At 65.3% G+C, this 25,892-nt stretch carries 32 protein-coding genes and 4 pseudogenes; 11 read left to right on the forward strand and 25 right to left on the reverse strand.

Annotation, left to right across the window (positions count from 1 at the left end; genetic code table 11):
• Positions 1 to 16 precede the first annotated feature (16 nt).
• Positions 17 to 922: pseudogene (glsA, locus tag ACHMWU_RS21645) on the forward strand (glutaminase A); the annotation flags it as partial.
• Between the two features lie 35 nt (positions 923 to 957).
• Here the strand turns inward: glsA and ACHMWU_RS21650 are convergent.
• The 4 genes and pseudogenes from ACHMWU_RS21650 to ACHMWU_RS21665 form a co-directional block, all read right to left on the reverse strand.
• Positions 958 to 1,296 (reverse strand): gamma-glutamyl-gamma-aminobutyrate hydrolase family protein, encoded by a 339-nt coding sequence (locus ACHMWU_RS21650; protein ID WP_396047131.1) that lies wholly within the window; start codon positions 1,294 to 1,296, stop codon positions 958 to 960.
• A 74-nt stretch (positions 1,297 to 1,370) separates the two neighbouring features.
• Positions 1,371 to 1,751 (reverse strand): annotated as a pseudogene (locus ACHMWU_RS21655) (gamma-glutamyl-gamma-aminobutyrate hydrolase family protein); the annotation flags it as partial.
• A gap of 42 nt (positions 1,752 to 1,793) precedes the next feature.
• Positions 1,794 to 1,994: a hypothetical protein gene (locus ACHMWU_RS21660; RefSeq protein WP_396047133.1), complete on the reverse strand. Its 201-nt coding sequence runs from the start codon at positions 1,992 to 1,994 to the stop codon at positions 1,794 to 1,796.
• The gene (locus ACHMWU_RS21665) at positions 1,994 to 3,307 is read right to left on the reverse strand and encodes an APC family permease (RefSeq protein WP_396047135.1); all 1,314 of its coding nucleotides are present in this window, start codon (positions 3,305 to 3,307) and stop codon (positions 1,994 to 1,996) included. The genes ACHMWU_RS21660 and ACHMWU_RS21665 overlap by 1 nt, the downstream gene beginning before the upstream one ends.
• Before the next feature lie 231 nt (positions 3,308 to 3,538).
• Between ACHMWU_RS21665 and ACHMWU_RS21670 the strand changes: the two genes are divergently transcribed.
• The 5 genes from ACHMWU_RS21670 to ACHMWU_RS21690 are packed head-to-tail and all read left to right on the forward strand — an operon-like array spanning position 3,539 to position 5,951.
• Positions 3,539 to 3,871: a hypothetical protein gene (locus ACHMWU_RS21670; protein ID WP_396047137.1), complete on the forward strand. Its 333-nt coding sequence runs from the start codon at positions 3,539 to 3,541 to the stop codon at positions 3,869 to 3,871.
• The gene (locus tag ACHMWU_RS21675; RefSeq protein ID WP_396047139.1) at positions 3,775 to 4,569 is read left to right on the forward strand and encodes a hypothetical protein; all 795 of its coding nucleotides are present in this window, start codon (positions 3,775 to 3,777) and stop codon (positions 4,567 to 4,569) included. The genes ACHMWU_RS21670 and ACHMWU_RS21675 overlap by 97 nt, the downstream gene beginning before the upstream one ends.
• A complete protein-coding gene (locus ACHMWU_RS21680) occupies positions 4,533 to 4,811 on the forward strand; it encodes a hypothetical protein (protein ID WP_396047141.1) in 279 nt (92 codons plus the stop codon). The genes ACHMWU_RS21675 and ACHMWU_RS21680 overlap by 37 nt, the downstream gene beginning before the upstream one ends.
• Complete coding sequence (locus tag ACHMWU_RS21685) at positions 4,786 to 4,950, forward strand: hypothetical protein (RefSeq protein WP_396047143.1); 165 nt, start codon at positions 4,786 to 4,788, stop codon at positions 4,948 to 4,950. The genes ACHMWU_RS21680 and ACHMWU_RS21685 overlap by 26 nt, the downstream gene beginning before the upstream one ends.
• A gap of 2 nt (positions 4,951 to 4,952) precedes the next feature.
• Positions 4,953 to 5,951, forward strand: coding sequence for a hypothetical protein (locus tag ACHMWU_RS21690; protein WP_396047145.1), 999 nt, complete (start codon positions 4,953 to 4,955; stop codon positions 5,949 to 5,951).
• Positions 5,952 to 6,004: 53 nt separating this feature from the next.
• On the opposite strand, the gene ACHMWU_RS21695 is transcribed toward ACHMWU_RS21690, so the two are convergent.
• The 12 genes and pseudogenes from ACHMWU_RS21695 to ACHMWU_RS21750 form a co-directional block, all read right to left on the reverse strand.
• Positions 6,005 to 6,742 (reverse strand): SDR family oxidoreductase, encoded by a 738-nt coding sequence (locus tag ACHMWU_RS21695; protein ID WP_396047147.1) that lies wholly within the window; start codon positions 6,740 to 6,742, stop codon positions 6,005 to 6,007.
• A 44-nt stretch (positions 6,743 to 6,786) separates the two neighbouring features.
• On the reverse strand, positions 6,787 to 8,004 hold the full coding sequence (locus ACHMWU_RS21700) for a flavin-containing monooxygenase (protein ID WP_396049161.1): 1,218 nt from the start codon (positions 8,002 to 8,004) through the stop codon (positions 6,787 to 6,789).
• Positions 7,914 to 8,234, reverse strand: a complete 321-nt coding sequence (locus tag ACHMWU_RS21705) for an FAD-dependent oxidoreductase (protein ID WP_396047149.1) — start codon at positions 8,232 to 8,234, stop codon at positions 7,914 to 7,916. The genes ACHMWU_RS21700 and ACHMWU_RS21705 overlap by 91 nt, the downstream gene beginning before the upstream one ends.
• A 50-nt stretch (positions 8,235 to 8,284) precedes the next feature.
• A complete protein-coding gene (locus tag ACHMWU_RS21710) occupies positions 8,285 to 8,854 on the reverse strand; it encodes a hypothetical protein (RefSeq protein ID WP_396047151.1) in 570 nt (189 codons plus the stop codon).
• Between the two features lie 7 nt (positions 8,855 to 8,861).
• A pseudogene (locus ACHMWU_RS21715) lies at positions 8,862 to 9,352 on the reverse strand (hypothetical protein).
• Positions 9,353 to 9,500: 148 nt separating this feature from the next.
• A complete protein-coding gene (locus ACHMWU_RS21720; protein WP_396047153.1) occupies positions 9,501 to 9,707 on the reverse strand; it encodes a hypothetical protein in 207 nt (68 codons plus the stop codon).
• The gene (locus tag ACHMWU_RS21725; RefSeq protein WP_396047155.1) at positions 9,704 to 9,844 is read right to left on the reverse strand and encodes a hypothetical protein; all 141 of its coding nucleotides are present in this window, start codon (positions 9,842 to 9,844) and stop codon (positions 9,704 to 9,706) included. Before ACHMWU_RS21725 ends, ACHMWU_RS21720 begins: the two co-directional genes overlap by 4 nt.
• A gap of 109 nt (positions 9,845 to 9,953) precedes the next feature.
• A complete protein-coding gene (locus tag ACHMWU_RS21730) occupies positions 9,954 to 10,970 on the reverse strand; it encodes a DUF1116 domain-containing protein (RefSeq protein WP_396047157.1) in 1,017 nt (338 codons plus the stop codon).
• A gap of 54 nt (positions 10,971 to 11,024) precedes the next feature.
• Positions 11,025 to 11,675: an SDR family NAD(P)-dependent oxidoreductase gene (locus ACHMWU_RS21735; RefSeq protein WP_396047159.1), complete on the reverse strand. Its 651-nt coding sequence runs from the start codon at positions 11,673 to 11,675 to the stop codon at positions 11,025 to 11,027.
• Between the two features lie 148 nt (positions 11,676 to 11,823).
• Complete coding sequence (locus ACHMWU_RS21740; RefSeq protein ID WP_396047161.1) at positions 11,824 to 12,342, reverse strand: hypothetical protein; 519 nt, start codon at positions 12,340 to 12,342, stop codon at positions 11,824 to 11,826.
• Positions 12,323 to 12,820 (reverse strand): AMP-binding protein, encoded by a 498-nt coding sequence (locus ACHMWU_RS21745; RefSeq protein WP_396049162.1) that lies wholly within the window; start codon positions 12,818 to 12,820, stop codon positions 12,323 to 12,325. The genes ACHMWU_RS21740 and ACHMWU_RS21745 overlap by 20 nt, the downstream gene beginning before the upstream one ends.
• Positions 12,708 to 13,298, reverse strand: coding sequence for an AMP-binding protein (locus tag ACHMWU_RS21750; RefSeq protein WP_396047163.1), 591 nt, complete (start codon positions 13,296 to 13,298; stop codon positions 12,708 to 12,710). Before ACHMWU_RS21750 ends, ACHMWU_RS21745 begins: the two co-directional genes overlap by 113 nt.
• 226 nt (positions 13,299 to 13,524) lie before the next feature.
• Between ACHMWU_RS21750 and ACHMWU_RS21755 the strand changes: the two genes are divergently transcribed.
• The gene (locus tag ACHMWU_RS21755) at positions 13,525 to 13,872 is read left to right on the forward strand and encodes a winged helix-turn-helix domain-containing protein (RefSeq protein WP_396049163.1); all 348 of its coding nucleotides are present in this window, start codon (positions 13,525 to 13,527) and stop codon (positions 13,870 to 13,872) included.
• A gap of 106 nt (positions 13,873 to 13,978) precedes the next feature.
• Positions 13,979 to 14,191: an FCD domain-containing protein gene (locus ACHMWU_RS21760; protein ID WP_396047165.1), complete on the forward strand. Its 213-nt coding sequence runs from the start codon at positions 13,979 to 13,981 to the stop codon at positions 14,189 to 14,191.
• Positions 14,192 to 14,207: 16 nt separating this feature from the next.
• Here the strand turns inward: ACHMWU_RS21760 and ACHMWU_RS21765 are convergent.
• From ACHMWU_RS21765 to ACHMWU_RS21790, 6 genes and pseudogenes are all read right to left on the reverse strand, one after another.
• Positions 14,208 to 14,989 (reverse strand): annotated as a pseudogene (locus ACHMWU_RS21765) (SDR family NAD(P)-dependent oxidoreductase).
• A complete protein-coding gene (locus ACHMWU_RS21770) occupies positions 14,986 to 15,831 on the reverse strand; it encodes an alpha/beta hydrolase (protein WP_396047167.1) in 846 nt (281 codons plus the stop codon). The pseudogene ACHMWU_RS21765 and the gene ACHMWU_RS21770 overlap by 4 nt, the downstream one beginning before the upstream one ends.
• A 213-nt stretch (positions 15,832 to 16,044) precedes the next feature.
• Positions 16,045 to 16,839, reverse strand: coding sequence for a hypothetical protein (locus ACHMWU_RS21775; protein ID WP_396047169.1), 795 nt, complete (start codon positions 16,837 to 16,839; stop codon positions 16,045 to 16,047).
• 115 nt (positions 16,840 to 16,954) lie between these two features.
• Positions 16,955 to 20,476: a beta strand repeat-containing protein gene (locus ACHMWU_RS21780; RefSeq protein WP_396047171.1), complete on the reverse strand. Its 3,522-nt coding sequence runs from the start codon at positions 20,474 to 20,476 to the stop codon at positions 16,955 to 16,957.
• Positions 20,473 to 21,411 carry an Ig-like domain-containing protein gene (locus ACHMWU_RS21785; protein WP_396047173.1) on the reverse strand — a complete coding sequence of 313 codons (939 nt, stop codon included), beginning with the start codon at positions 21,409 to 21,411 and terminating at the stop codon, positions 20,473 to 20,475. The genes ACHMWU_RS21780 and ACHMWU_RS21785 overlap by 4 nt, the downstream gene beginning before the upstream one ends.
• Positions 21,389 to 22,003, reverse strand: coding sequence for a hypothetical protein (locus ACHMWU_RS21790; RefSeq protein WP_396047175.1), 615 nt, complete (start codon positions 22,001 to 22,003; stop codon positions 21,389 to 21,391). Before ACHMWU_RS21790 ends, ACHMWU_RS21785 begins: the two co-directional genes overlap by 23 nt.
• Positions 22,004 to 22,760: 757 nt before the next feature.
• Between ACHMWU_RS21790 and ACHMWU_RS21795 the strand changes: the two genes are divergently transcribed.
• The 3 genes from ACHMWU_RS21795 to ACHMWU_RS21805 are packed head-to-tail and all read left to right on the forward strand — an operon-like array spanning position 22,761 to position 24,057.
• Complete coding sequence (locus ACHMWU_RS21795) at positions 22,761 to 23,177, forward strand: hypothetical protein (RefSeq protein WP_396047177.1); 417 nt, start codon at positions 22,761 to 22,763, stop codon at positions 23,175 to 23,177.
• A gap of 50 nt (positions 23,178 to 23,227) precedes the next feature.
• Entirely contained in the window at positions 23,228 to 23,842 is a 615-nt protein-coding gene (locus ACHMWU_RS21800) for an SDR family NAD(P)-dependent oxidoreductase (protein ID WP_396047179.1), read from the forward strand.
• Complete coding sequence (locus ACHMWU_RS21805; protein WP_396047181.1) at positions 23,839 to 24,057, forward strand: hypothetical protein; 219 nt, start codon at positions 23,839 to 23,841, stop codon at positions 24,055 to 24,057. The genes ACHMWU_RS21800 and ACHMWU_RS21805 overlap by 4 nt, the downstream gene beginning before the upstream one ends.
• 85 nt (positions 24,058 to 24,142) lie before the next feature.
• Here the strand turns inward: ACHMWU_RS21805 and ACHMWU_RS21810 are convergent, their stop codons facing one another.
• The 3 genes from ACHMWU_RS21810 to ACHMWU_RS21820 all read right to left on the reverse strand — a co-directional run bounded on the left by ACHMWU_RS21810 (position 24,143) and on the right by ACHMWU_RS21820 (position 25,785).
• On the reverse strand, positions 24,143 to 24,463 hold the full coding sequence (locus ACHMWU_RS21810; protein ID WP_396049164.1) for a CoA transferase: 321 nt from the start codon (positions 24,461 to 24,463) through the stop codon (positions 24,143 to 24,145).
• Between the two features lie 147 nt (positions 24,464 to 24,610).
• Positions 24,611 to 25,426: a hypothetical protein gene (locus tag ACHMWU_RS21815; RefSeq protein WP_396047183.1), complete on the reverse strand. Its 816-nt coding sequence runs from the start codon at positions 25,424 to 25,426 to the stop codon at positions 24,611 to 24,613.
• On the reverse strand, positions 25,423 to 25,785 hold the full coding sequence (locus ACHMWU_RS21820) for a sigma factor-like helix-turn-helix DNA-binding protein (RefSeq protein WP_396049165.1): 363 nt from the start codon (positions 25,783 to 25,785) through the stop codon (positions 25,423 to 25,425). Before ACHMWU_RS21820 ends, ACHMWU_RS21815 begins: the two co-directional genes overlap by 4 nt.
• Between the last annotated feature and the right edge of the window lie 107 nt (positions 25,786 to 25,892).

Raw genomic sequence — 25,892 nt, forward strand, 5'->3', positions numbered from 1 at the left:
CTGGCGTCTCTGCAGGATCCCCCATCCGCGAGAGACGAGGGAGCGAGCCCTTCGCCCCCTCGTCGAGTCCGCCGCACTAGTCGGTCGCACCGTCTCGCCATCGGGGCGGGTCACCACCAAGATCCCCCGGCTGTCCGAGGTCGACACGGAACAGTTCGGAATCGCGCTGACGACGATCGACGGAATCGAGGTCAGCGCTGGCGACGCCGATACCCCCTTCTCTCTGCAGAGCATCACCAAACTCTTTGCGCTGTGCGCCCTCCTGCGCCTTGACCCGCAGGCGTGGGAGCACGTCGGCTGGGACATGAGCGATCTCGGCTACAACTCCCTGACCGACCTGGAACGCCACGACGGACGTCCACGCAATCCATTCGTCAACGCCGGAGCCTTGATCGTCTCCGACCGACTTCTGACCCTGACAGGCTCGGCCGACAGCGCTGTGTCCGGACTCATCGCAGAGGTCTCCGACACCGAGGTAGTCGTCGACACTGAGGTCGCCGCGTCCGAGTCACTGGCCGACCACCGCAATCGCGCCATCGCGCACCTGCTCGCCGATCATCGCCGACTGCAGAATCCAGTCGAGGACGTCCTGGCGACCTATCACCGTCAGTGCGCGCTAGCCGCTTCGTCGCTCACGGTCGCCCGCGCCGTGCGCCTGTTGGTCGACCCGCGTTGCCGGATCGGCATCGACGCAACCAACGTCCGACGCATCAACGCCGTGATGCTCACGGCCGGCATGTACTCGGCGGCAGGCGACATCGCCCACCGGATCGGCCTACCAGCCAAGAGCGGTATCGGCGGCGGCGTGCTGGCTGTGCTGCCGAGTGTCGGCACCATCTGCGCCTGGAGTCCGCCACTGGACGATCTCGGCAACTCGATCGGTGCGGTGGCAGCCATAGAGGAGCTGGCGAGGTCGACTCACTGGTCCCTGTTCTCGCTTCGGCACCTGACTCGGGCTCACTCCGAGAGCCTCCCAGCTGGCATCCGAGCTTGGCAGTCCGCGACGAAGCCCTGCAGCAACGCGGCCGAACACGGCTCGTGCGGCCACAGTATCTCTGGATGCCACTGCACACCGACGATATTGTGCTCGATCGACTCCGCTCCCTCCACCAAGCCGTCCGACGAGAAGGCGACGGGGGTCAGCGCAGGGGCCAGTACCGAGATCCCCTGGTGGTGCTCACTGTTGACAGGGACGACCCCGTGGACACCGATCCACCTCGACAACAGCGATCCGGCGCGCACCTCCACCTCGTGCAGCGGCCGGGAGAGAGCCTCCTCGGACTCCCGATGAACCACTCCTGTCGGCCGCTCCCGCGCAAGGTCGAGGTGCAACGTTCCGCCCAACGCGACGTTGACGGCTGGAGACCACGACAGATGGCAAGGATCGGCATACCCCGCTCGAGCGCAGCGTCGAGAGCCCGCCGCTCGTTTGCGTCACGAACCGGGTTGACACCACGGACGACGGAGTCCCCTCGATCCGCTCCGTACAGCACAGGATCGACGTCACCTCCACCGCTGATGACGAGTCCGTCGAGGCGCCCCACGAATGAGTCGATGCCCGGCTGATCGACGGCGCAGTCGATCAGCACCGGGGTGGCGCCCGCCGCCACGAAGGCATGGAAGAAGTGTCTCCACAGCACGAACTGGATCAGTTCGCTGGCAGAGTAGGTGATACCGATGACGGGTCGATCGAAGTGTTCATTCACGACTGCTCCTGGGAATTCTGCGATGGCGGACGGGCCCGGGCGCACTCGCCCGGGCCCGTCCGCACTCCATGACGCGAAACGACAGCTTCAGTCCTCGAGGATCTCGGCATAGGTGGCCGGGGAGGTCGCCCGCGCGACGGCCGCGACGACTGCACCTCCCGCGAACGCCGCGACCAGCCCGATGCACACCCAGTTCGCAGCGGCCCTGCCCCCGACGAGCAGATCGAGGTTGTCGAGCATCATGTAGACGACGAACGCGAGCGCCACGAACGACAGAATCGGCGCCACTACCGAGTTCCACACCGGATCATCTCCTCGGCCGCGCTGGTGGAAGGCGACGACTGCCACGCTCGTGAGCAGCATGAGCAGCATGAGACCGAGCGTGGCCGCGCCGGAGAGCCACGTGTAGATCTCCAGGATCGGGTCGAGCCCGGCGATCGTGAGCGCCCGAGGATCAGTGCGGAACCGACAGTCACCACGACGGACGAGCGCGATGGCGCGCGGTGCACCGCATGCGTCTCGGCAAGGAAGGCAGGAAACACCCGGCCTCTTGCAAGGTTGTACTGATATCTGGTGATGACGTTGTGGAACGAGAGGCAGCACGCAAACAGACTCGTGACCAGGAGCAGGATTACCGCATCTTCGACCAACGTGCCGGCATAACGACTGGCGAGGCCTTGCATGGTGTTGGACGGATCGGCACCCGCCAGCTCGGCGGCCTGCCCGACCCCGAGACCGTTGGCCATCGCAAACGACGTGAACGCGTACAGACCGCCGATGAGCGCGATGGCGATGTAGGTGGCCCTGGGGATCGTGCGCTCGGGGTCCTTCGCCTCGCTCCGGAAGACAGCAGTGGCCTCGAAGCCGACGAAGGCGAAGAAGGCGAACATCAGCCCCAGACCCGGAGCACCGTCAAATACGTTCGCCGGATTAAGAGGCTCTGCAGAGATGCCTGCGTCGCCGCCCTGGAAGATGATGGCGAAGTTGACCACGAGGACGACGAGACCTTCCAGCACCAAGGCCACACCAAGAACTTTCGCGCTGACCTCGATGTCCCGGTACCCCAGGAGGGAAATGACCACGAGGAAGGCGAACGCCGATGCCCACCAGCCACGTCGAGTCCGAGATACTGGTCCAAGGCAGCAGAAGCCGAGACACCAAGCAGTGCGTAGAGAGCGATGAGCAAGATCACGTAGGACGCCAGCGCGAGGGAAGCTGTGCCAGCGCCGGGCACCTTTCCGAGGCCAGCCTGGACATACGAGTAGAACGCGCCCGCATTCTGCACGTGCCGGCTCATCAAAGTGAATCCGACTGCGAAGACGGACAGGACGACGGCCGCCCCGATGAAGTACAACGGTGCGGCGGCGTTGCCGCCCAGCGCGAAGACGAGCGGGATGACGGCACAGGCAGCCCCTAGCGGCGCAACTGCGGCAACCACCATGAAGACGATCGAACCGACGCCGAGCCCGCGATGAAGCGCATCGGTGCCATGGGCGCCCGCATCCGCCTGTGGATCTCTGGTTGTAGACATGGATTCTCCTTGGTCCCGCTCCTGGACGGAGTCGATGAGTGCCCTGCGTGATGACTGCCCGAGCAATCACGAGTGAGGAGGGAAGCGCCGAGATCCGAAGCTGGTGTCCCGCCGTCCGACCACTCGTCCTTGAATGGCTTGATCTTCCGACCTTTAGGCCATTGTGTCAATAGCCCCCGACATCGCGGGCAGGTTAATCCCGTCTCGAGCCGGCTTGCGTGTTGACAGTGTGATCTGGGCAACCTACGGTTTAGGTCTACTTACTGGACCACAAGATCAGGCCCACCCCCTAGGAGCATCCATGACCATCACTCGCGCGTCATTCGAAGGCACAGCCGTTGCACCGGCGCTCGACCAGATGAGCTTCGGCCCCCTGTCGTTGGATCAGCTCCGCCGCGAGGTCGACGCAGGACATGTTGACGCGATCATCCTCATCACGCCCGACAACCACGGTCGATGCCTCGCCGAACGCGTTCCGACTAGCCGTTTCCTGCACGATCACAGCAAGATCGGCGCCTTCAAGGTCCCGCTGATGTTGTGGGGCTCGACATCGAGCAGAACTACCGCCACGACCTCGAGCACGTCGGCGGCATGGCTCCCGGCGCGGCCGATGTGCCGCTCGTCCCCGACATGACCACGATCCGCCGACTTCCCTGGCTACCTCGCACGCCAGTCGTCATCTGCGATCCCACGCTGGTCGACGGATCTCCACTCCCCTACGCCCCCCGACAGATCCTCAAGTCCCAGCTTCAACGCCTTGAGTCGCTCGGAGTGACGATCCAGGCCGCCACAGAGCTGGAGTTCTACCTGTTCGACGAGTCGTACGAAGCCGCCTGGGACGCGGGGCACCAAGGACTCACCGCGTCAACTCGTCACCATGCAGCCTATGACGCGATTGCAGCGATCAAGGCCGAGCCGTTCGTCGACGAAGTGATTCGGCAGATGGATCTGGCCGGGGTTCAGACCGAGGGATACTCGCAGGAGTACGGCTTCGGTCAGCAGGAGATCAACTTGGCCCACACCGACGCCCTAGAGATGGCAGACCGTCATTTCCTCTTCAAGTTCGGCGTCAAGAGCATCGCGGCCCGCATGGGTATGTCTGCCTCGTTCATGGCCAAGTGGGCCATCGACGGTGACGGCAGCTCGTGCCACATCCACACGCTCGTGGGATCTCACGGGTACGACACCGATCGGGGATGGCGATCAGTTCGGCGGCTATGTCGCAGGTCTGGCCAGCCTCCATGGCGGAGGCCACCTTGCTGTTCGCACCCAGCGTCAACTCCTACCGCCGATTCATGCCGCACTCCTTCGCGCCCACCGTCATCGCGGTAGGAGACGAGAACCGCACCTGCGCGCTACGTCTTGTCGGCTCCGGGCTTACCAGGCGGGTCGAGAACCGGGTCCCCGGCGCGGACGCCAATCCGTACGTGGCGCTGGGCGCCATGGCGGCTGCTGGTGCCACCGGCATCGAAGCGGGGCTCTCGATGCCTCGCCTGGAAACCGGGGGACATGTACGCCAGCACGGAGGCGCCGCGCCTGGCAACCTCCTTGCAGACCGCGATCGGCCAGTTTGAGCACAGCGCCGCCCTGCGCGACGGGCTCGGCGATGAGGTCCACCGGCACCTTCTCGCCCTGGGACGAGCCGAGCAAGATGCCTTTCTCACCGAAACCGTCACGGACTGGGAGAAGCGTCGCTTCTTCGAACGAGCCTGATCGTGGCGGACGAGCCGACCCGGTTCCACGACTCACTCGGACACGACGTGCGGTCCGATCCTTGGCTCGGCCAGGGCCGCTCGTCGTACGTCCTGGCACTCGACTCTCTTCGCGCGGGGCGACTCGATGACGCAGTCGCCCTCGCGTCCTTGACGGTTCAGGAAGCCCAGGAGGCCTTCGACCTGTATGCACTGTGGCTGGTGCAGCTACCCGATCTGCTCGCTGATCGAGGTGTTCCGCCCCAGGCGCTCGACCCGACTCGCCGTGCGGCCGCTGTGACAAAGCAGCAGCTCGAAGCCGGCTGGACCAGCTATCTCAGCCTCGTCGAAGGGTTCGAGACCGCGGCGAGGACACGATCGGTGACGGCTGCTGCCGGAGTGCTCGAGTCGGCGCGGACCACCTGGCTCGCCGCCCACGACCCGGCCACCGACTGTCTGGCCGGCCTGCTCGCGCTCGCATCACAGCACCTCGGCGAGGCGAGCGTCGGCGACCTGTGGGACGCCATGCTGAGCCACTACTACGACGGGATCGCTGCCAAGTACGATCCCGAGACACGCCCATGGCCGGATTCTCTGGACCAGCTCGGCATGGACATCTTCGAAGCGGTCCGCGGGCACCTGAGCGGGCCAGACCGCGATGGACGATTCTCCATCAGCGAGGACGAAAACCGGTGGGTCCTGCAGTTCGCCCCCTGCGGGTCAGGCGGTCGTACGTATCCAGGCGCAGAAGCCGCGGACCGCGACCCCGACGAGTTCACATCAGATGAGCACGACTGGGCGTGGCAGACCAAGGGCGTGTGCCTGTACTGCGTTCACTGCTGCCAGCTGCAGCAGCGGGCACCGATCGAGAGGATCGGAATCCCCCTGCGGGTCATCGAACCACCGGTTCGAGCCAGCTCCGACCATCCCGGCAAGGCAGTATGCACGTGGTCGATCTACAAGGACGTCTCAAAGATCCCCGCACATGCCTGGACAGACGTTGGAGCGACCCCGCCGCGCTAACGGCGGGGTCGCTCCTCGGCGAGGCCCGGACCTGCCGAAGGCCCGCGACCGATTCAGCTCTCGGGAGTCACATAGGCAGCTGTGATGCCGCCGTCAACCTTCAGGTCTGTGCCGGTGATGTTGGACGAGGCGTCGCTAAGAAGGAACACCGCTGCCTCGGCGATCTCGTTGGCACGGGAGAAGCGGCCGGTCGGGACGTGGACCATCCGGCGTGCGACCTCCTCTCCGGTGAAGAGCGTGTCGAGCAGCGGCGACTCCACCGGGCCAGGGCTGAGGGAGTTCACGCGAACGCCCATGCGAGCGAGCTCGACGGCGAGCTCGCGCGACATGGCGAGCACTGCACCCTTCGAGGCGGTGTAGCCGATCTGTGACACCGCCGACCCGATCGATGCCACGAGAGACGAGGTGTTCACGACGGACCCTCCACCGCTGGCAACCACGTGCGGGATTCCATGCTTGCAGCACAGCAGCACGCTCTCGACGTTGATGCGCAAGGTCCGCATGAACACCTCGCACTCCACGTCGAGAAATGAACCGTCGTCGCCGAGGGCGACGCCTGCATTGTTGAACAGGCCGTCGATCCGTCCAAACCTGTCCATCACGTCGCTGTACAGGCCGATGACCTGCTGCTCGTCAGTCAAGTCGCACGTCACGAATAGATCCACGGAAAGATCCTCCGCAGGGGCGATGTCCACTGCGACGACTACAGCGCCTTCTCGCGCGAGCACGTCGACCGTGGCGCGGCCGATCGCGCCGGCCGCGCCAGTCACCACGATGACCTTCCCGCTCATGTCAACCATCTCAGTCGACCTTCACGCCGAAACGACGGGCCAGCTTAACCCCCGAGCAGGTAGGCGGTCGGGCTGAACGCCCATTGACTGATGATCTTTCCGCTGTCCGCGTGGAAGTCGCTCGGGACCTCGGTCCACACTGTCTTGGCCAGGCGCGCCTGCAGCCGACGGTTGTACAGATCGTGCATCGAACGCCGGGCGCTGACCTGGCGGGCTCGACCCTTGACGATCTTCTTGATCGGCTGCGCGGAGAACTTGGCCTGCGCCTCGTAGTACGTCACGAGAGGCAGTCCACTGGTGTTGGGGCCGAACATCATGAAGAAGTTCGGGAAGTTCGGTGTCATCAGCCCGTACAGCGCTTCGGCTCCATCCGTCCACTGCTCGCGCAGGTCGGCGCCGTTCTCGCCCCTGACCGTGAAGGTACTGATGAAGTTGGCGGCATCGAAGCCCGTCGCCAGGACGATCATGTCCAGATCGTGCTTGACCCCCATCGCGTCGACCACGCCGCTGGCCGTCACATCAGCCACCGCATGCGGCACGAGGGTGACCTTCTCGCTCAGCAAGCTTGGATAGTAGGTGTCGCTGACCACCGTCCGGCGCGCCTCGACCGAGAACTCGGGAGTCAAGAGCGCCTTGAGATCCGGGCGCGACGCCATCGACGCGTCGAGGAACGCCTCCACCCGCTTCTGACGCTTGCGGTTGACCCACCCGCCGGTGCGCGCGTGGCTGGCCCGCCACTGTCGCACGTCGTAGTTGAGATACAGCCGGTAGCGGCGGAAGTAGTAGACCGGACGAAAGCCGTTCCATCGACGCTCCGACGGCGTGAAGTCTCGTGCGTCCTTCGGCAGGATCCAGTTCGGCTCGATCTGGAAGACCTTGACCGACTCACCCTGCTTCTCCGCCTCCGTGACGACCTGCACCGCCGACGACCCGGTCCCGAGGACTCCGACCTTCTTGCCGCGAAGCGTCAGCTCGTCCCGCCAGGTCGATGTGTGACAGAGGTCGCCCTCGAACACTGTCTCCCCTCTGGCGAAGGGAGGGATCAGAGGCGTGTTGAGGAAGCCCACGGCCGAGATGACCGCCTTGAACGGCCCCCACACCTCGCCGTCACCGGTGACGATCGTGTAGGTCTGGGTGTCGTCCGACCAGGTGACGGACTCCACCTTGGTGCTCAGCCGGGTGCGCTGGTAGAGCTTCCACTTCTTGGCGACGCCCTGCAGGTAGGCCAGAAGCCGCGCCAGTCGGCATGCGTGCGCGTCCAGTCGTGAGGCTCGAACGAGAACGAGTAGATGTGCGACTCGAGATCGACCTCGGCACCCGGATAGCGATTGACCATCCATGTGCCGCCGATGTCTTCCGACCGCTCGAAGATGACGAAGTCGTCTACGCCTTGTCTGATGAGCTCGGTCGCTGCCGCGATGCCGCTGAAGCCAGCACCGATGACGGCAACGTCGTGCGCGCCTGGCGCACTGGGTGTGTTCGTTGACTTCACTGGTCTACCAATCCATACGTTGTGGTTATTAGGTCCAGTCTTTCGACCTTTTAACGAGTTGTCAAGATTCCTGCCATACCAGAACCTGCATTCCCGAGGGCGCCGACTAGATACGATCGAAGTAGCGCTGCCGTTCCCACTCGGTGACGGTCTCGGAGTTGAACGCGCGCAGCCTGGGCATAGAAGCCGCGCAAGTGCTCGTGCACCTGCGCCCCCAAAGCGTGCAGAGCGATCTTGCTCTCGCTGAAGTTCGCGAGCGACTCCTGAAGACTTGACGGCATGAGAGTCAGCGAGTCGTCACGGTAGGCATTGCCCGAGAAGACGTCAGGACGCCCGAGCCCGCCCGTCACACCTGCCAGTCCGGCAGCGATCGTGCCGGCGTAGGCCAGGTAGGGGTTGGTGTCAGCTCCCGGGATCCTGTTCTCCAGACGGTAGGATTCACCCTCCCCGACGAGTCGGAAGGCGCACGTACGATTGTCGTGGCCGACCACGATCGCCGTACCGGCGAACTGGTCCGGCACATATCGCTTGTAGGAGTTGATGGTCGGCGCATACAGGAGACCCACATCCAGTGTGTAAGCCAGCTGCCCCGATATGTAGGCACCAAAGACATCCGACATGCCGCCATCAGACCAAGTCCAACGGCGTGCTGCCGTCAGCTGACCACAAGCTCGTGTGCAGGTGGCACGACGAACCAGCGTCATCGATCGTCGGCTTCGCCATGAAGGTCGCAGTCATCGAGTTCGCTGCGCCAGCTCCTTGATCCCATGCTTGAACAAGACGTGGCGATCCGCCATCTGGAGCGCGTCGCAGTAGTCGAGGGTGATCTCCTGCTGCCCAAGCCCCCACTCCGTCTTGGAGGACTCGATCGGGATGCCGAACTGCGGCATCTGGGTACGGATCTGACGGATCAACCACTCGTCGCGGCTGCCCTGCAGGATCTGGTAGTCGCCGCGGTAAGGCGAGCTCATCGGCAGATCCCGGTAGCCGGCCGCGTGGGCAGCGGTCGGTTCCACAGCGGCCAGGTAGACAGCTCCAGACGCGAACTTGAAGGCCAGATCCACCTCGCGGGCGCGTTCGAGCTGCCGTCGAAGGATCGAACGAGGGGCGACCTCCATTAAGCCGCCAGTCTCGGCCGATCGCGCATCGCACAGCACCAAGATCGAGTGCGGCTCCCATGGCACACGTCGAAGCGTCGTCAGATCAGCACGAGATGGAAGTCAGGCCAGCCATTGTCCTCGTTCGCGATCGGCAGATTCATCGGCGTCATGTCGATGTCAGACGTGAACGGTAGCTGCTCGCGGCGATCCCTTCTCCGGACAGACCTAAGCTCTTGAAGGCATCTGTCGTCAGGCGCTTGCCCATCAGCCGGCCGTGCATGTCGGGGGTCGCACAAATCACCGTGTCGACGTCACCGTCAGCCGCAAGCTGTTCATACTCATCCCGGCTCAGCAGCCCCTGGTCGCGGCTCATGACGGCGTCTCCGATGCATGTGCCGCGAGCGCCTGCTCGAAGCACTCGCGAGGTGCCCGGATGATGCCCGCACCGATCTGCCCTCCGTCGCGTCCTGCCAGGCCCACGTCCATGACCGGGAGGATTCCGGTTGCCACCACCTTGCGCGCATCGACCACCGTCGGCGTGCCCGGAAGTTGAACAACGGAATCCTGAAGGTCGCGTTGTCACCGTGCGAGATCTCGTACATTTGGAGGTTTCGCTCGATCATGATGTCAGCCGAGCCTCCCTGATAGTCCTGCAGCGACGGGCACGCGCTTGCGCGAATCCACCCAGGCCGATGGTCTCGGTAATCGGAGACTCTCCGCCCATCCATGTGATCTCGTCCTCGATGTGGCCCGCGAACAGCTTTCCCTCATGAATCGGAGGAGGTCCCTCGAACCAGCGATCGCCCAGGACCGGCCAGCTGATCGCGAATCCGCGACGGCTGAATGCCATCGCCGATACGAGCGTGAGACCCGGGACCACCATCGCGTCAGCCGACGCCTTCGCCGCGGCCATCGAGAGTCGCAAGAAGAAGTAGTCGTTCTCCGACAGGTGCACCATCGCGTCGGCGACGCCTTGGTGCCCCTCCTGCACCATGTCGAGGATTGCCGGGAGAATGTCCCGGTTGAACAGCAGCGAGGCCGCCGCATTGCGACTGTGAACCTCGTCCCCCATCCGCAGGGCGCGAGCGATCAGCGGCTTCAGCGCGATGCCGCCGGATCGTCGGATGGCCTCACCCACGACGGGCGCCAGCACGGTGTTGACGTGCACCAACCGGTCGTGGACGCCCTGGTCGTAGCAACCGTAGTTGAGACGGCGCGGCTCCTTGCCTTCGTAGAAGTTGCAGAAGCCGATGTTGCCGTGCTCGCGGTTCTCGACGACGAAGACAGGCATCGACGCCGTGTAGATGCCGGCCAACGAGCCGACAGCACCATAGTCGTGGCAGGCACCGATCCTGATCGCACCAGACTCGAAGCCCGCAATCGCCTCCTCGCGGGTGCTGGCCAGGCCTTCGAACAGGGCGCCGCCGATCAGCGCTTCGCGCTGCCCACCGACGTACTCCTTCCAGGCCATCGGGGCACCAGAGGTCAGCACGAGATCATCTGTGTAACCCGGAATCACCTCACGCGCTGCTTGCACGTCGACCACCCACGGATCGGCGGCGTTCAGCCGTGCGAACGACTCCGCATTCGCCGCGTCGATCCGATCTTCGGACCGCACAGCGGTGGAAGTCACCATGCAACGACTCCGCCGTCGACCAACAGGGTCTGACCCGTGACGAACGAGGACCGGTCAAGAGATAAAGAACTCGACTACCTCGGCAACCTCTTCAGGCTCTCCGATCCGCTTGAGCATCGCATACTGCGCGGAGACCTCCTCACCACCGGAGACGCGAGCCATCGACGGCCCCATGGGAGCGCGGATGACACCCGGCGCAACGTTGTTGACGCGAATTCCCGCGGCGAGAGCCGAGGCGAGGTACCGGGTGTAGGCCGCGATCCCCGCCTTCGTCGCGCCGTAGACCGATGCGCCGGTGAAGCGACCGAAATGACCGGTCAACGAGCCGATGTTGACGATCGAGCCGGCGTCGACGATGTGCGGCGCCGCCGCATCGACCATACGGGCCATCCCGGCGATGTTGACCTGGAACATGACGTCGGGCTTCGACTCGTCCAGCTCACCGAGGAAGGAATCGCGCAGGACGCCTGCACAGTTGACAAGCCCTGCGAGACTCCCGCCGCTCACGATGCTCGTGACGACGTCCTTAACCGACGCGGGATCACTGACGTCGAGCGCGACGAATGGATGCTCGAGCGGCTTACCCACGTCACACGACCCAGGCAGGTCGGCTGCGATCGGCTCATAGCCGCCCACGGCGAGCCGGTCACAGATCGCTCGTCCAATCACACCGGCTCCGCCGGTCGCGATGACTTTTCCGCTCACTTTTCCACCTTCGTTAGTTGAAATTTAAAAATTCATAGATCGGGTCTATAGACCATTTCTCGCGACACGGGTCGACCCGTTCGCCAACGGGCAGGTCACTTAGTTCACTTGACGCTGACCCCGCACCCCAGTAGGCCTCGCGGGAAGCTCAACTTCTGGAGCTTGCCCGTCGCTGTTCGGGCCAGCCGTCACGGAACTCGACCCGCTTCGGGCACTTGTATCCAGCCAGACGGCTACGGCAGTACTCGATCAGCCCGTGCTCGTCGACCTCGTGAGCCGTGACGACCAGCGCCATCACCAGCTCACCCCACTTCTCGTCAGGAATCCCGATGACGGCAGCCTCCTTCACTGCGGGGTGGCTGGACAGCACATCCTCGACCTCGATCGACGAGACATTCTCCCCGCCGCTGACGATGACATCCTTCTTGCGATCAACGATGCTGAGATACCCGTCGTCGACCAGGCCGCCATCCCCCGTGTGGAACCGGTTGCCGGCCAGCGCCCGCTCCGTCTCGTCAGGGTTCTGCCAATAGCCAGCCATGTTGTGATTGCTGGCAGCCAGAATCTTCCCGGCGCCGTCGGTCTCGATGCGCACACCGATGGCGGGCGCGCCCGCCCGAGCCAGCAGGACGGCCTGTGCCTCCGGCTCAAAGCTCGCGCCACTCACTGCGCATACGAGACATGGTCAGAAACGGCGACGTCTCCGTGAGCCCGTAGATCTGGATGAACTCCCACCCGAGTCGTCGCGGATCCGCTCGATCATCCGGGTGGGTGGCGGAGGCGCCTGCCACCACGACCCGCACGCGATGACGACCCGGAATCGCGCCGGTCCACGTCGATGCCGCTTCAAGCACCGCGGCCAGGACGGCTGGCGCTGCGCACATGAAGGTCACGCCGTGCTCATCGACCCGTCGAAGAATCTCTGCACCGTCGACCTGACGGAGCACGATGTGCTGACCGCCCATGCCGGTGATGGCATATGGCATACCCCATCCGTTGGCGTGAAACATCGGCAAGGTGTGCAGGTACACGTCATCGTCGTTGACCTGGGCGTGCCAACCAAAGGTTGCCGCGTTGAGCCACAGGTTGCGGTGTGTCAGCTGGACGCCCTTGGGGCGTGCGGTCGTGCCCGACGTGTAGTTGATGGTCGCCGTGGCATCCTGCGTCACCGTCCCACTCCACTGGCGCGTTGGGATCGGACCACACGCGCTGGTCCTCGCCCATCACGAAAGCGTGCGCGACGTCGACTACGTCAAGCAGGTGGCGAACCGACGGGTCGACGATCAGGACCTCCGCACCGCTGTGCTCGACGATATAGCTGACCTCTTCGGGCGTCAGTCGGAAGTTGATCGGCACCAGGACCCGTCCGAATCCACTCACTCCGTAGAAAGAGGCGAGCATTCGAGCCGAGTTCTGCGAGACGATGGCAACTCGACCGCCGACCGGGACACCCAGCTCGTCCAACGTCGCTGCCTGAGAACGGGCCAATCGCCCCAGTTCGGCGTACGAGACAGGCCTCCACGGCTCGGCAGGCTGGTCAGGCTCGTCCACGATGCCGATGCGGGCCGCGAACACCTCTTCCGCCCGATAGAGGTAGTCCTTGATCGTCAGCGGATATTTCATGCAGGTCTCCGAATGGCGCGTCGTCGTGGCTGTGCCTCGACTCTAAACGAGATAAGGTCTATAAACAAGACCTCTAGACCTTTATGGTTTTCGGGTTGCTTACCCCATCGACTCCACCTCTATCGGCGCATTGCAGTAACCTTTGCGACATTAGGAGGCAAGGTGTCAAAGACCGCTGAACTCGCACCCATCAAGCAGATCGCCGCGCACGCTGGTCCTCGACCAGATCCGACGCTCACTGGACCACGGCCAGTTCCGACCAGGAGACCGCCTGCCCTCCGAGAGAGACTTGGCGGAGATGCTCGACGTCTCTCGCACGACGGTGCGCGCCGCGGTCGCCGTCCTCGAGCACGAAGGCCGCTTGTCGGTCCGGCGTGGACGAGGTGGCGGCTTCCTCGTGCTGGAGCCCTCCTTCGACCCGGCCGAGGCGCGCCGGCAGTTCCGCAAGGACCGCGTCGCCGTGAGACACGCCTTCGAGTTCCGCATCGTCGTGGAGTCCGGCGCCGCCAGGCTCGCAGCCGAACGTAGACGAGCCGCGGACCTGCCACACCTCTCCAGCTCCTCAGCCGCATGACCGAAGTCATCGAGACCGCACGCACCGATCCCTCGACGACGCTCATCACCGACTTCCAGCTTACTTGACTCCGCGTTCCACCTCGGCATCGCTCAAGCGTCCGGAAATGAGCAGCTGGCACATGCGGTCGACCAGGGACGACGCAAGATGTGGCTGCCCGTCGGGGGCGATCTTCGGACACATCGAAGACAACGCCAACGATCACCACGCTGAGATCCTGGCAGCCATCCGCGACAAAGATGCAGATCGCGCCTCCGAGACGATGACGGCCCACATCGAGTCGACCAGACGGACCATCGAGTCCTGGCTCAAGCGCTGAAGGCTCGCCGTCTGCGTCACCCGATGTTGGTCAGCCACCCGCCATCGACGACGAGGTCGATTCCGGTCACGAACGACGCCTCGTCCGACAACAGGTACATCACAGCAGCACCGACATCCCCGGCGACCCGATTCGTCGAAGCGGGACTCGCTCGGCCATCGCGACAGCACGTTCAGGGTGGGCCTCGTAGATCCCCGCGATCATCGGAGTCAAGATGGCACCCGGGCAGACGGTGTTCGAACGGATACCAACCGCCCCGTGCTGAGCTGCGATAGCACGGGAAAGGCTTATCAGGCCAGCTTTCGACACCTGGTAGGCGTCGAGAGCCCCGTCAGCCGTTCGCACACCAGCAATGCTCGCAATGTGGACCATGGAACCGCCACCGAGACGCTTCATGACAGGCAGGACAGCTCGGGCCAACATCATCGGCCCCGTGAGGTTGATCTCCAGTACACGACGCCACGTCTCGATCTCGATGTCGACGATGGATCCATCCAGGCCCGGAGGTTCTGGCAGTCCTTCCTCGCCGAACCACGCCACGCCTGCCGCGTTGACGAGCATGTCGATATTGCCGTCGACCGATCCATCGGCCGCACGCTTGACCAGCCGCTCCACGAGCGATTGATCGGTCACGTCACCGGCAAGGTACTCGTGAGCCTCGAGATCGTCGGGCCGTTCGCCACGGATGTCCGTCGCCACGACTCGCACACCCCGTCGGGTCAAGTCGTTGGCGATCTGCAGGCCCATGCCGCCACCGGCGCCCGTGACGACCGCAGTCCGACCAGTGAAGCCGGTCATGCCACTGCGCCCGTGTGCTTCGAGATGAACTCGCCTATCTCGGCGATCGCCGCATCTGCCTCGTCGAACAACATCGGAAACTGAGCGAAGCCGTGAATCATCCCGGCGAACGGGCGTAGCGTCGAGTCCACGCCGGCCGCGACGAGCGCCTCGTGGAACAGCTCACCCTGTCGGTGCAACGGGTCGTACTCGGCGGTGATCACCAACGTGGACGGCAAGTTGTCCAGATCAGATCCCAAGGGCGAGGCAAGCGGGGACGCTGCATCCGCCTCGTCCTCGAAGTAGGCGCCTCGGTGCCAGAGCACCTCGTCTCGCATCAAGACGACCCCCTCGAAGTCCATGTCGAATCCGACGTCGAGATCGAACGTCGTCGCTGGATAGATCAACGCCTGGCAGGAAATCACCGGACCTTCCCCATTGCGCGCGAGGATGGCTACAGCAGCCGCGAGATTGCCGCCAGCGCTGTCACCCGCCAGCGCCAATCGTCGAGCGTCGACGCCAAGCTCGCAGGCATGCCCAACTATCCATGTCAGCGCAGCAAAACAGTCGTGGGGCGCCGTCGGAAATCTGCTCTCGGGCGGCCTGCGGTAGCCGACGCTGATGACTGCCGACCCTGTCGCGTTGGCCAGCGACCGGCAGATTCCGTCATGCGAATCGATACTGCCCATCTGCCATCCGCCACCATGGAAGTACACGATGACCGCGAGGGCCTGGGCGTCGCTCGGGCGATACATGCGCAGGGGTATGTCGACCCCCGGGGCCGTGGCGACGAAGTCTTCGACCTTGTGGATCTGGTCTACCGGAAGCGCGGCGAAGTTCGCCTCGAAGTTGGCGCGCGCCACCTCGATGGGGAGAAGGTGAGAGTTGGGCTGATCGCTCTGCGCTGCTTCATCCATCAATCTACGCGCGGCTGGGTGCATGGGCATCGATCTACTCCTTCAGAGGCTGCCGTCGGACATCGATTTTTCGGTATGGTCAAGCCAATAGACCAATGTACACGACAGGCCGCTGCCTCACTACCCGTCGAACTCATCACGAAGGCTGCAAGCAGCACCTCATGCCATCAGTTCTGCGACCCCGTTCAAGCTGTCACGGCACGGACGGCAGCGGGCAACTGGAGGCCTGAACGTAGAACGAGTCCGCGTCGAACTGCGACGAGCCGTGGTCGGTGTGCCGCCGAGGTTGTTGCGGGTCTGCACCCACGAGTTGACCGCGGCGTTGTCGTGCGGACCGCCCGTGAACCCGGCCAGGTTCACCGTCGCATCGCCGGCCATGCGCAGCCGCACGTCCTGATAGCCCTGACCGCTGTTGCCGGACCCGAAGAAGCGGTTCTTCAGCGCAGTGGTGCTCGGGTGACCGAGGTCGAGGCACGAGGTGCCGGCATCTCCGTCGTCGCTGCCGATCACGAAGCGCACACCGAAGGCGTAGTCGATGGTCGTGCCCGGTTCGGTGATCACGTTGCCCTTCATCGTGATGTTCATCGCCGCGTCGCCGTCGTTCTGCACGGCGTCGACGGCAGTGAAGTTCGTCTGCATGATCGTGTTGTTGGTGAGGTTGAACTTCGCGTTGCCGTTGCCGTTGACGTTGATGTAGAAGCCTGAGCTCGCTGCTGAGCCAGACTTGACCTCGCCCGTGTTGCCGATCCGGTTGTTGTTGACCGTCCAGTTGGCGTTGGGGCTGCTGCCCGTCGTCGTGTTGAACGACATGGGAGCGCCGTGGGCGTGGTCGATGTCGTTGTTGTCGACCACGACCGTCTGGGTCGCACCGCCGCCGACGCCGAGCGCGATGCCGCCGCCCAGGACCGTGGAGCTGAGAGCCGTGCTGTCCAGGGTGTTGTTCTGGATCGTCACCTTCTGCGTCGACGTCGTGGTCGGGTCGTTGTCGGTGACGGCTGGATGTGGTCGCCTCGGCTGTTCACGAAGTCCGCGTTCTTGATCGTGCCGGTGAGGTTGCCTGAGCCGGTGTTCACGATCTGGATGCTGTCGTTGCCGCCCGACGGCTCGTGGAGCCGTAGGAGCCGTCGTCGATCGTGAAGTTCGACAGCGTTGCCGCATCGTTGAACAGCGCCACGTTGTTGTCGTAGTTGCCGGTCACCGTGGCGTTGCTGATCGTCACGACACCCGCCAATTCGGTCAGGTCGAACCCGTTCTCGCCGCCTGCGTTGCCATTGCCGGAGATCGCGGAGGCCAGGCCTGTCCCGGCATTGCCAGCGAGCGACAGGTTGGTCACGTTGGACGCGCGGATGCCGTCGTCGCCGCCGTTGGTGACGTTGACGCCGCTGAGCGCGATGTCCCGCGTGCTGGTCAGGCTGATGCCCGCTCCCGTGGACGTGGTGATCACGCCGCCGCTGCCCGACGTCCCCGTGCCGGTGACGGTGAGGCCGCCGGCGCTGCCTGTATTGACCAGGACGATGCCGTTGTCGGACGCGGTCGTGCTGATCCGTTGGAACGTCAACCCACTGGCCGTGATGTCTGGACCGTTGAGGTTGAGGCCCTTCGTACCCGACGTGCCAGAGCTGACGTCAATCGTGTTGCCGCTCCCGGTCACCGCAACGAAGCCGTTCGGGCTGCTGGAGGTGATACCGCTGCCCGACGTCGTGTCGATGTCCAGGCCACCACCGGTGAAGCTCACGGTATGGCCACCGCTGAAAGCGAGGTTGACCGCGGTGGAGGATCCGGTGTTCAGGGTCTTGCTCGTGCCGCTGAACGTCGTCGACCCGCCGCTGTTGCCGCTCATCGAGATCCCGCCGCCCGCGTCGCTGCTGTCGTTGATGTTGCCGCTCAGCGTGACCGCCCCGGTCGTTCGGTTCTGCACGATCGCGCTCGTGCCGGTGCCGTTGCCGATCGTTCCGGCGTACGTCACGTCGCCGGTGCCTGCCGTGACCGATACCTCGGTGCTCGTGTGGCCGGAGACCGTGCCGGTGCCCAGGTCGATCGAGCCCGTGACGGCGTTCAGCGCCCAGCCGTACGATCCGCCCGTGGACGTCGTCGTGTCGATCACGCCGGACACGGCGGTGCTCAGCGCCGAGAACGCCGGGCCCGCTGCCGTGATGGAGAGCGTTCCGGCCGAGGTGAAGTTCACCGTGCCAGCGCCGCTGAGGACTATCCCCTGAGCGCCTGCCGTGGCCGTGATGGTGGTGTCCGAGACGTTCCACGTGCCACTCGTGCCGTTCAGCGTGATGCCGCTGCCAGCCGCGCCGCTGGGCGTCAGGACGAGGTCGTCCAGGGTGCCTGACGCGTCGCCCGCGCCACCGTCGATCGCGTTGGCGCCGGAGGTGGCGATCGCGAGGCCCTCGACCGTGTTGCCGGCGGCGAGCGTGACGTTGCCGGAGATGGCCGGCCGGTTGGTGTCAGATCCGTTCTCCAGCGTGGCGCCCGCGACAGTGAGGTCCTCGGCGGCGCCGACGAGCCGCTGGTTGGCCAGCAGCGCGACGCCGCCGGTCAGCCCGGCTGTGGTCCCATCGCCCTCGTAGACGTAGAGGTAGGCCCCGGTGGTGGTCGCCGCCGAGTCGGCCTCGGCCAGCGTGTCGAACGGCTCGCCGGACGTCCCGTTGCCACCAGCGTTGGCCGTGTTGTCGACGTACCAGACGCAGTCGGTGATGGCGATCGTGACCCGACCGGTGTCGGTGCCCGGCGTCGGCGACGCGCCGTCCGTGACGGTGTAGTCGAAGAAGTCGCTCGCGTCGGAACAGCTTGTTCCGGTTGCCGGGGTGAACGTGAAGTCGCCGTCTGCCTGAACCGTGACCGAGCCACCGTCATTCGTGGCAAATGTGCCGGGCACGACGGCCAGCGAGTCGCCCTCGGCGTCGGTGTCACCGCCGAGGATGTTCGCGCTGATGATCTTCTGCGGTCCGGCTGGATTCGGTGCTCCGTCGGTCGAGTCGTCGCCGACCAGCGTCGTGTTGCCGATCGCGGCGTCGGCGCCGCTGAAGGACTCGTCGTCGGCGACCGGAGCGTCGTTGACGGCGGTCACGGTCACGGTGGCAGTGTCCGAGTCGGAGAGCTCGCCGTCGGAGACGCTGTAGGTGACGGTCCGGGTCACGGTCGACGGTGTGTCAGAGGTGTTGTGGTACTTCACGGCACGGAGTGCCGCCTGGTACTCCGCAACTGTGGCGGTGCCGCTCAGGGTCAGGACCCCCGTCGAGGCGTTGTACGAGCCGGTGATCGGCGCCGCGTTCGTGAAGGAGAGCCGGTCCTGGCCAGCCGAGAGGTTGCCGGTGATGGACGCTGTCGCCCCGGTGAGGGTCGGGTTGTCGACGTCGGTCAGGACCAGCGCCGGGGAGATGGCCGTCGCGGTGTCATTCTCGGTGTACTCGAGCGCGCCCGCGCCGCTCAGCGACGGCGCCACGTTGGCCGCAGCGATCGTGACGTTGCTGATCACGGTGTTGCTGGTCGCGTCGCTGGCCGAGCCGTCAGTGACCCGGAAGCCGATGACGCGCGTGGCGGGGCTGGGCCCGCCGGAGCCGAGATTTCGGTAGAGGACTGAGCGCAGGGCGGTCTGGTAGGCCGCCGTGGTGCCATTGCCGACGAGAGTCAGGACTCCCGTGCTCGTGTTGTACGTGCCGGTGATCGTCGCTGTGTCAGTGAACGAAAGTCGGTCTTCGGTGGCGTCGAAGCCGGCGCCGATCGACACAGTCGCTCCGGCGAGGGTCGAGCTGTCGACATCGTCGACGGTGATGGCGTCGTGGACGATCACTCCGGTGGCGCCACCCGCGGTGCTCGCCGAGCCGGTACCGCCAGCCAGGGTCGGCGCGTCGTTGACAGCGGTGACGGTGACCGTCACGGTCGCGGTGGATCCGCCGACCAACGTGTAGGTGAACGATGTGCTGCCGTTGAAGTTCGCGGCAGGCGTGTAGGACACGTCGCCGTCGACGCGCGTGACGGAGCCGTCTTCCGGCTGGCCGACGGACGTGACCTCAGGACCGTTGCCGTCAGGATCGACGTCGTTGGCCAGCACATCGATCGCCGTGCTGCCGGAGTCTTCGGCCACCGTCTTGGTGTCGTCGACGGCCGACGAGGGGTCGTCGTGGGCGGTGACGGCCAGTGTCAGGTCGTCGGCGCCGTCGTTGTCAGCCGGGTCAGCGACCGTGAACGTCACGGTGCGCGGTGACTCGTCGGGGGTGTCGGAGACGGTGTGGAAGGCAACCGAGCGGAGCAGGTCGCGGTAGGCGGTCTTCGACGCCGACCCGGACGCAGCGAGCGTCTGGGTCGCGGAGTCGTACGACGCGGTGATGCCGCTGCCGGTCGGCACGGTCCAGGTCAGCAGATCGGAGCCCTCCCCGTCTGCGATCGTGACGGTGGCCGCTGAGATGGTGGCGTCATCGACGTCGGTGAGGGTCAGCGAAGGCGCCAGGTCAGCATGCGGACCGTCCTCGGTGTAGGCGGCCGACGTCGTGCCGAGATCGACCTTCGGGCCGTCATTCACTCCGACGACCCGGACCCGGATCGTGACGACGGTCGACGAGCCCGACGGGTCCACGACGGTCACGTCGAAGCTGTCGATGCGGTCCTCACCAGCAGCCAGGTCGTCGAAGGCACCGTCGGGGTCGTAGTCGAAGCTGCCGTTCGCGCGGACGTCGAACTCGCCGCCCGCCGTCCCCTCGCCCGTGGCGGGGGTCGCGGCGGCTGGTCGCCGTCGACATCGCTCGCGCTCGCCAGCAGCCCGGGAGCCGCGACTGTCGTGCTTGCGGAATCTTCGTCGACACTCGTGTCGAAGTCGCCGCCCGTCGGGCCGTCGTTGACCGGGGTGACCGTGATGGACACCGTGGCCGGCGCAGACGTGACACCGTCCTCGGCGATCGCGCGGTACGTGAAGGAATCGGCCCCGTGGTAGTTGGCGACCGGGGTGTAGCGGACGCCGCCCTCGACTGCGACGAGGTCTCCGTTCGCGGGCGCGTCGACGACCTCGAACGTCAACGGCTTCTCCTCGGGGTCACTGCCTGAAAAGGTGACCGCTGCAGAATCGTCCTCGTCGACCGTCAGGGTCGAAGCGTCGGCAGTGGGTGCCCCTCGTGGCACCGGAGCGGTGACCGCGACTCGGCTGAAGGTGAGCGGCTTCGGTGCTCCCTTGACCTTGGGCACGATCGCGTCCGCGGCACCGAGACGTGAAGAGCGCACCAGCATCCAGCTGACGAGTGAGCGGGCGTTCCCCTGGCTACGCACCCTCTGGTAGCGCCGGACCTCGTCCCCGGAGGACACGAACCGCTTCAGGCCGGTCGCGATCTGGTTGGACGTCTCCTGGAGTCGACGCGGATTGGCCGGATTACGCACGTACCGGCTTCCTGACCGGACGCCCGGGAGATAGGCGAACGACGGGCTGGTGGACCCGCCCGGGGTGAGCAGCGCCTCGACGTTGGCAGTCGCGGCAAGCCCCTTGGTGAACCGGCCGGTGTAGGGCGCGTCAAGCACGAGGCTGATGGCCACGCCGGGGTGGCGGCGGACCAGCGTCGACAGATCGGCCGCGGTCAGGTTCTCGGTCCTGACCCGGACACGCTGACCGCCGGAGACCGAGATTCCGAGGTTGACGGCCGGGGTGCCCGTCACGTATCCACCGCCCGCTGCGATGACGAGGACCGACCGACAACCGCGAGAAGCGATCAGGGGAGCTGATGAACGTGGTCGCCGAGGTCTTCCGGGGCGACCAGGTCACGTTGACCAGGCCGGGCGTGCGGGCGGCCAAGCGGGTGAAGAACGAGCTGAGGGTCGTCGCGCTGCGGCGGGCGGCGCCAAAGCTCTTGTCAGCGCGGCCGTAGCTGAAGCCGTTGTTGGCGGCGCGCACCACACACGTGCGCTGCTCGGCCAAGATCTGCGCGACGTCCAGCTCTGCCGCAGCATCGACGGCACGATCGGCGGGTCGGTTCGCGCTGGGGACAGCGCCGGCCGAGTAGTCACGGGCGAACACTGTCGGGTAGCCGAGGTAACGGCCCTGGCTGGTGAGGAAGGACGGGGCGACGCCGTTGACCAGCACCGCGAAGGTGGTACGTCGAATGGTTGGCTTGCTGCCGTCCAGCGGCACGATGACGACCCGGCCTCGATGCTGGTAGAGCTTGTGGGCGCGTCGTCGGCGTAGAACATGTAGGACCGCTTCGTCACCTTGGCCACCACCGGAGCCTGGTACGTCGAGCGGGTGGACAGGCGCCCGTGCCCGCGACCTGCCTGAGTGATCCGGTCTCCCGGCTGGCGGATCCCGCCCACGGCGAAAACACGCACCGGGGCGGCGGCTTTCCTGACCTTCAGCACCTGGATCGCGCGCTTCGTGGCCCGGGCCCGGGAGATGGGGCGCGACGCTCGATCTCCCACGGCCGCTCCGGCGACCGACGCGGATGCCGCGGATGCCGCCGTGGGCGTCACCGCTGTGGGTGCTGCCGTCGCCACCGATGGTGGGAGCACCGTGACAAGCGCGGTCGTCAGCGCTACCAGCGAAAAGACCATCGGAGGGAGCCTGCGAGCCGACGTCACGTTGATCACTTCCGGATGCTATCCCTCCGGAGCGCGTGGCGGGCACGAACGGAAAAGACAACGCTATCCAACACCTGTTGGACAGTCATGTAACGTGAGACACATGCCTTCCGCATCTCGCCCCATGGCACGGAGCACCGATCCGCGAGCGGTTCGCGCACGAGAAGCTTTGATCGCAGCCTTCGAGCAAGCAGTGCGATTTCGAGACACCGATGAGATCACGGTCAGCGAGCTGTGCCGCTTGGCCGAGGTCAACCGGTCGACCTTCTACCAGCACTTCACCTCGCCCGAAGACATCGCCCTGCAGGGTCTCGATGGGCTGTTTCGACCTGATCCGCGATGCCGACATCGTCATGCGCAGCACGGGCAGCCCGATCACTCCGGCCGAGGCCAGTCGGCGAGCGATGAGTGGGCTGGTTGCCTTCCTCGCTGACCGGCGCGGGTCGTATGCCCGCCTGATCGGCCCAGACGCCCCCGCGCAGCTGCGCGCAGCGGTCACCTCAGCATTCGTCGAGCACAGTGTTGAAGCGATTTCGCGCATGTCGGTGCGGCCCGATGGCGCCGATCCAGTCCTGGTCGCACGCTTTCTCGGCGGCGGCGTGCTCAGCGTGATCAGCACGTGGTTGGCCGAGCCTGAAGACAGCTGGCCCGCCGACCGCTTGGTCGAAGCGCTCCTCCTATGCCTGCCTTCGTGGCTCACAGATCCACGCCAACCAGACCACAGCTCCTGACAAGACACCCCTCCCCCAGTTCAGTACCGCCTAGAGAAAGCAGGAACATCATGGGACAGCTCGACGGCAAAGTTGCCTTCATCACCGGAGCCGCGCGGGGGCAGGGGCGCAGTCACGCCGTCGCCCTGGCGAAGGAAGGTGCCGACATCATCGCGGTGGACCTGTGTCGCCAGCTCGACCGAGTTCCCTACCCGATGGCAACACCAGATGACCTCGCCGAGACCGTCGAAGCGGTCGAGGCGGTCGGCCGTCGCATCCTTGCGTCCGAGGTCGACGTCCGCGATCTCGGCGCACTACGCGCGGCCGTCGACGCCGGCGTGACCGAGCTCGGGCGGCTCGACATCGTGCTGGCCAACGCTGGTATCAACAGCATGTCCCCCGCGGTCGACATGGACGAAGAGGTCTGGGACGAGATGATCGACATCAACCTGACCGGCCAGTGGAAGACAGTGCGCGCCGCCGTGCCGCACATCATCGCTGGCGGGCGTGGCGGCTCGGTCGTCATCACGAGCTCGATGGCAACCGAGGTCGTGAACGAGAACATCTCTCACTACTCGGCCGCGAAGTTTGGTCTCATCGGCCTCATGAAGGTCATGGCCAAGAGCTTGCCCCTCAGAGCATTCGTGTCAACACGCTTCACCCGAGCACGGTCAACACCGGCATGATCCTCAACGACGCAACGTACCGACTGTTCCGACCAGACCTCGCCGAACCGACGCGCGCCGACTTCGAAGAGGCGGCCCGCACGCTCAACAAGTTGCCGGTCTCTGCCCTCGAGGTCGAGGACATCTCCGCTGCCGTGCTCTACCTGGTCGGCGACTCCGGTCGATACATCACCGGCATCACGCACGTGCTCTCAGCAGGCGGCCAGCTCGCCTGAGGCGAGCCAAGCGGCACGCACACCGCCCCGGCGTGCCGCTTCGGCCCACCGCATCCCATGCGAGCCTGCCTCCTCCTGCGGCTCCCTAGGCCTGGATCGCGACTCCGGCAGCAAGTAGCGAGTCAACGTCGTCGATTCCCCAGGCCTCGAGGACTTCGCACGTGTGGGCACCAACTGCTGGCGGCACCTCTGGAACGGGGCTGCTCGTGCGACTGAAGCGCGGGGCGGGTGCTGGCTGCACGAGCCCGCCCACCTCCACGAACGTCTGCCGAGCGGCAAGGTGCGGATGCCCGGCCGCCTCGGCCAACGAGAGGACCGGGGCCACGCAGGCGTCGCTTCCGTCGAACACCTCAGTCCACTCAGCGCGAGTACGCGACGAGAACTTCTCCGCGAACACCTCGCGCAGGTGCGGCCACGTGGCCGGGTCGCGTAAGCAATTTCTAACTCATTGCCACACGGAACGCGACCGAGACACTTCTGCATCGTCATCGTTGGATCATCGTGACCGAGACCCTAAGCCGCGATCAAGCGACGTGGTCGACGGCCGCCCGCATCAGCCGTCGACGTCGACCCACTGCGAAGTACCGTCGGCCAAGGTCAGGGTGTCGCTCCATCCCCCACCCACACCCGGATTGTCACCTCTGGCTTCACCGGCCGGCCACCAAGCGCTGAAACGACCGTGGCTGACGGTGGCTTCGACATCAGGACCGACGGGCGGGTGCACCGTGATGGCGGTGACGTCGCTGCCCACGAAGCCGCTGACCCAGCTGAACCACTCTTCGGTGGAACTGAATGGCAGCCGACCGGGAACGGTGACGGAGCCTCCCATGCTCCAGGTTTCGTCGATGTCGTCACTCGCCAGCGGTGGCGCATCTGACGGCTCAGGGTTGTAGCTGCCGAAGAATCCGCTCTTGCGGTTCGTGTCACCGTCGGGCATCAGGCATGCGCCTTCGCCTGCTGGGCCTTCGACAAGGACGTACGTCCATGTGCCTCGCACCTCGCTGATAATTGCTTGCGCACGTTGATCGTCAATACCAAGAGCTGAACGGCATGTGGTGGCGGCCGCTGTCGCGGCCGAACCTGACAGCGGTTTCGGGGTCGCGGTCCACGATGCGAACGCGGAGCCACCGCCGATGAGTGTTGGCGCGGCGACTGCCGCGGTCACAGTGATAGCCGCCGCAACGAGTGCACGGCCGCGATGCCGCTTCTGACGATCAGGTCCGATCTGCACCTGTTCGTCGGTGGACGTGGCCATGATCCGATCACGAGCTACAACGGCCCGGCGACGTTCATCGTCGGTCAGTGTGGGTGGGGCCGGGTCCATCTCGCGCAGGACGGCATCGAGGTGAGCGAAGGTGTGCTTGGTCATTCCGGGCTCCTTGTGTAAGCCATGTCTCCGGGCAGCTGGCCATCGGCTTGCCCCGTCTCGATGAGCCGCTTCAGCGATCTCCTGGCGCGAGACAGCCGAAGCCGAAATGCTGTCGGCGAGATGTCCAGCACAACGGCTGCCTCCGGCGCGCTGAGCCCGTCGAAGACTGCGAGAGCAAGCGCCTCTTGGTGGATCGGGTTCAGCGCACGCCAACCTGTTGCCATATCAACTCTGGCAGCGATGAAATCGGCGGAATGATCGCCGCTGGTCACGACAGGAACGACCTCGGCGAGACGAATGGGAAGCGCTTCCCGCTTGCGTTCACGCCGCCCCGCATTCAGGAGGGTATGACGTGCCACACCGAACAACCAGGCGCGCGCCAGCGACAGCTAGAGGGTACGTCGTCCAAACGCCGCCATGCCACGAGCATCACCTCGCCGACAACGTCCTCGGCATCTCTCGTATG

Source organism: Aeromicrobium sp. UC242_57, assembly GCF_044452305.1.
Taxonomy (GTDB): Bacteria; Actinomycetota; Actinomycetes; order Propionibacteriales; family Nocardioidaceae; genus Aeromicrobium.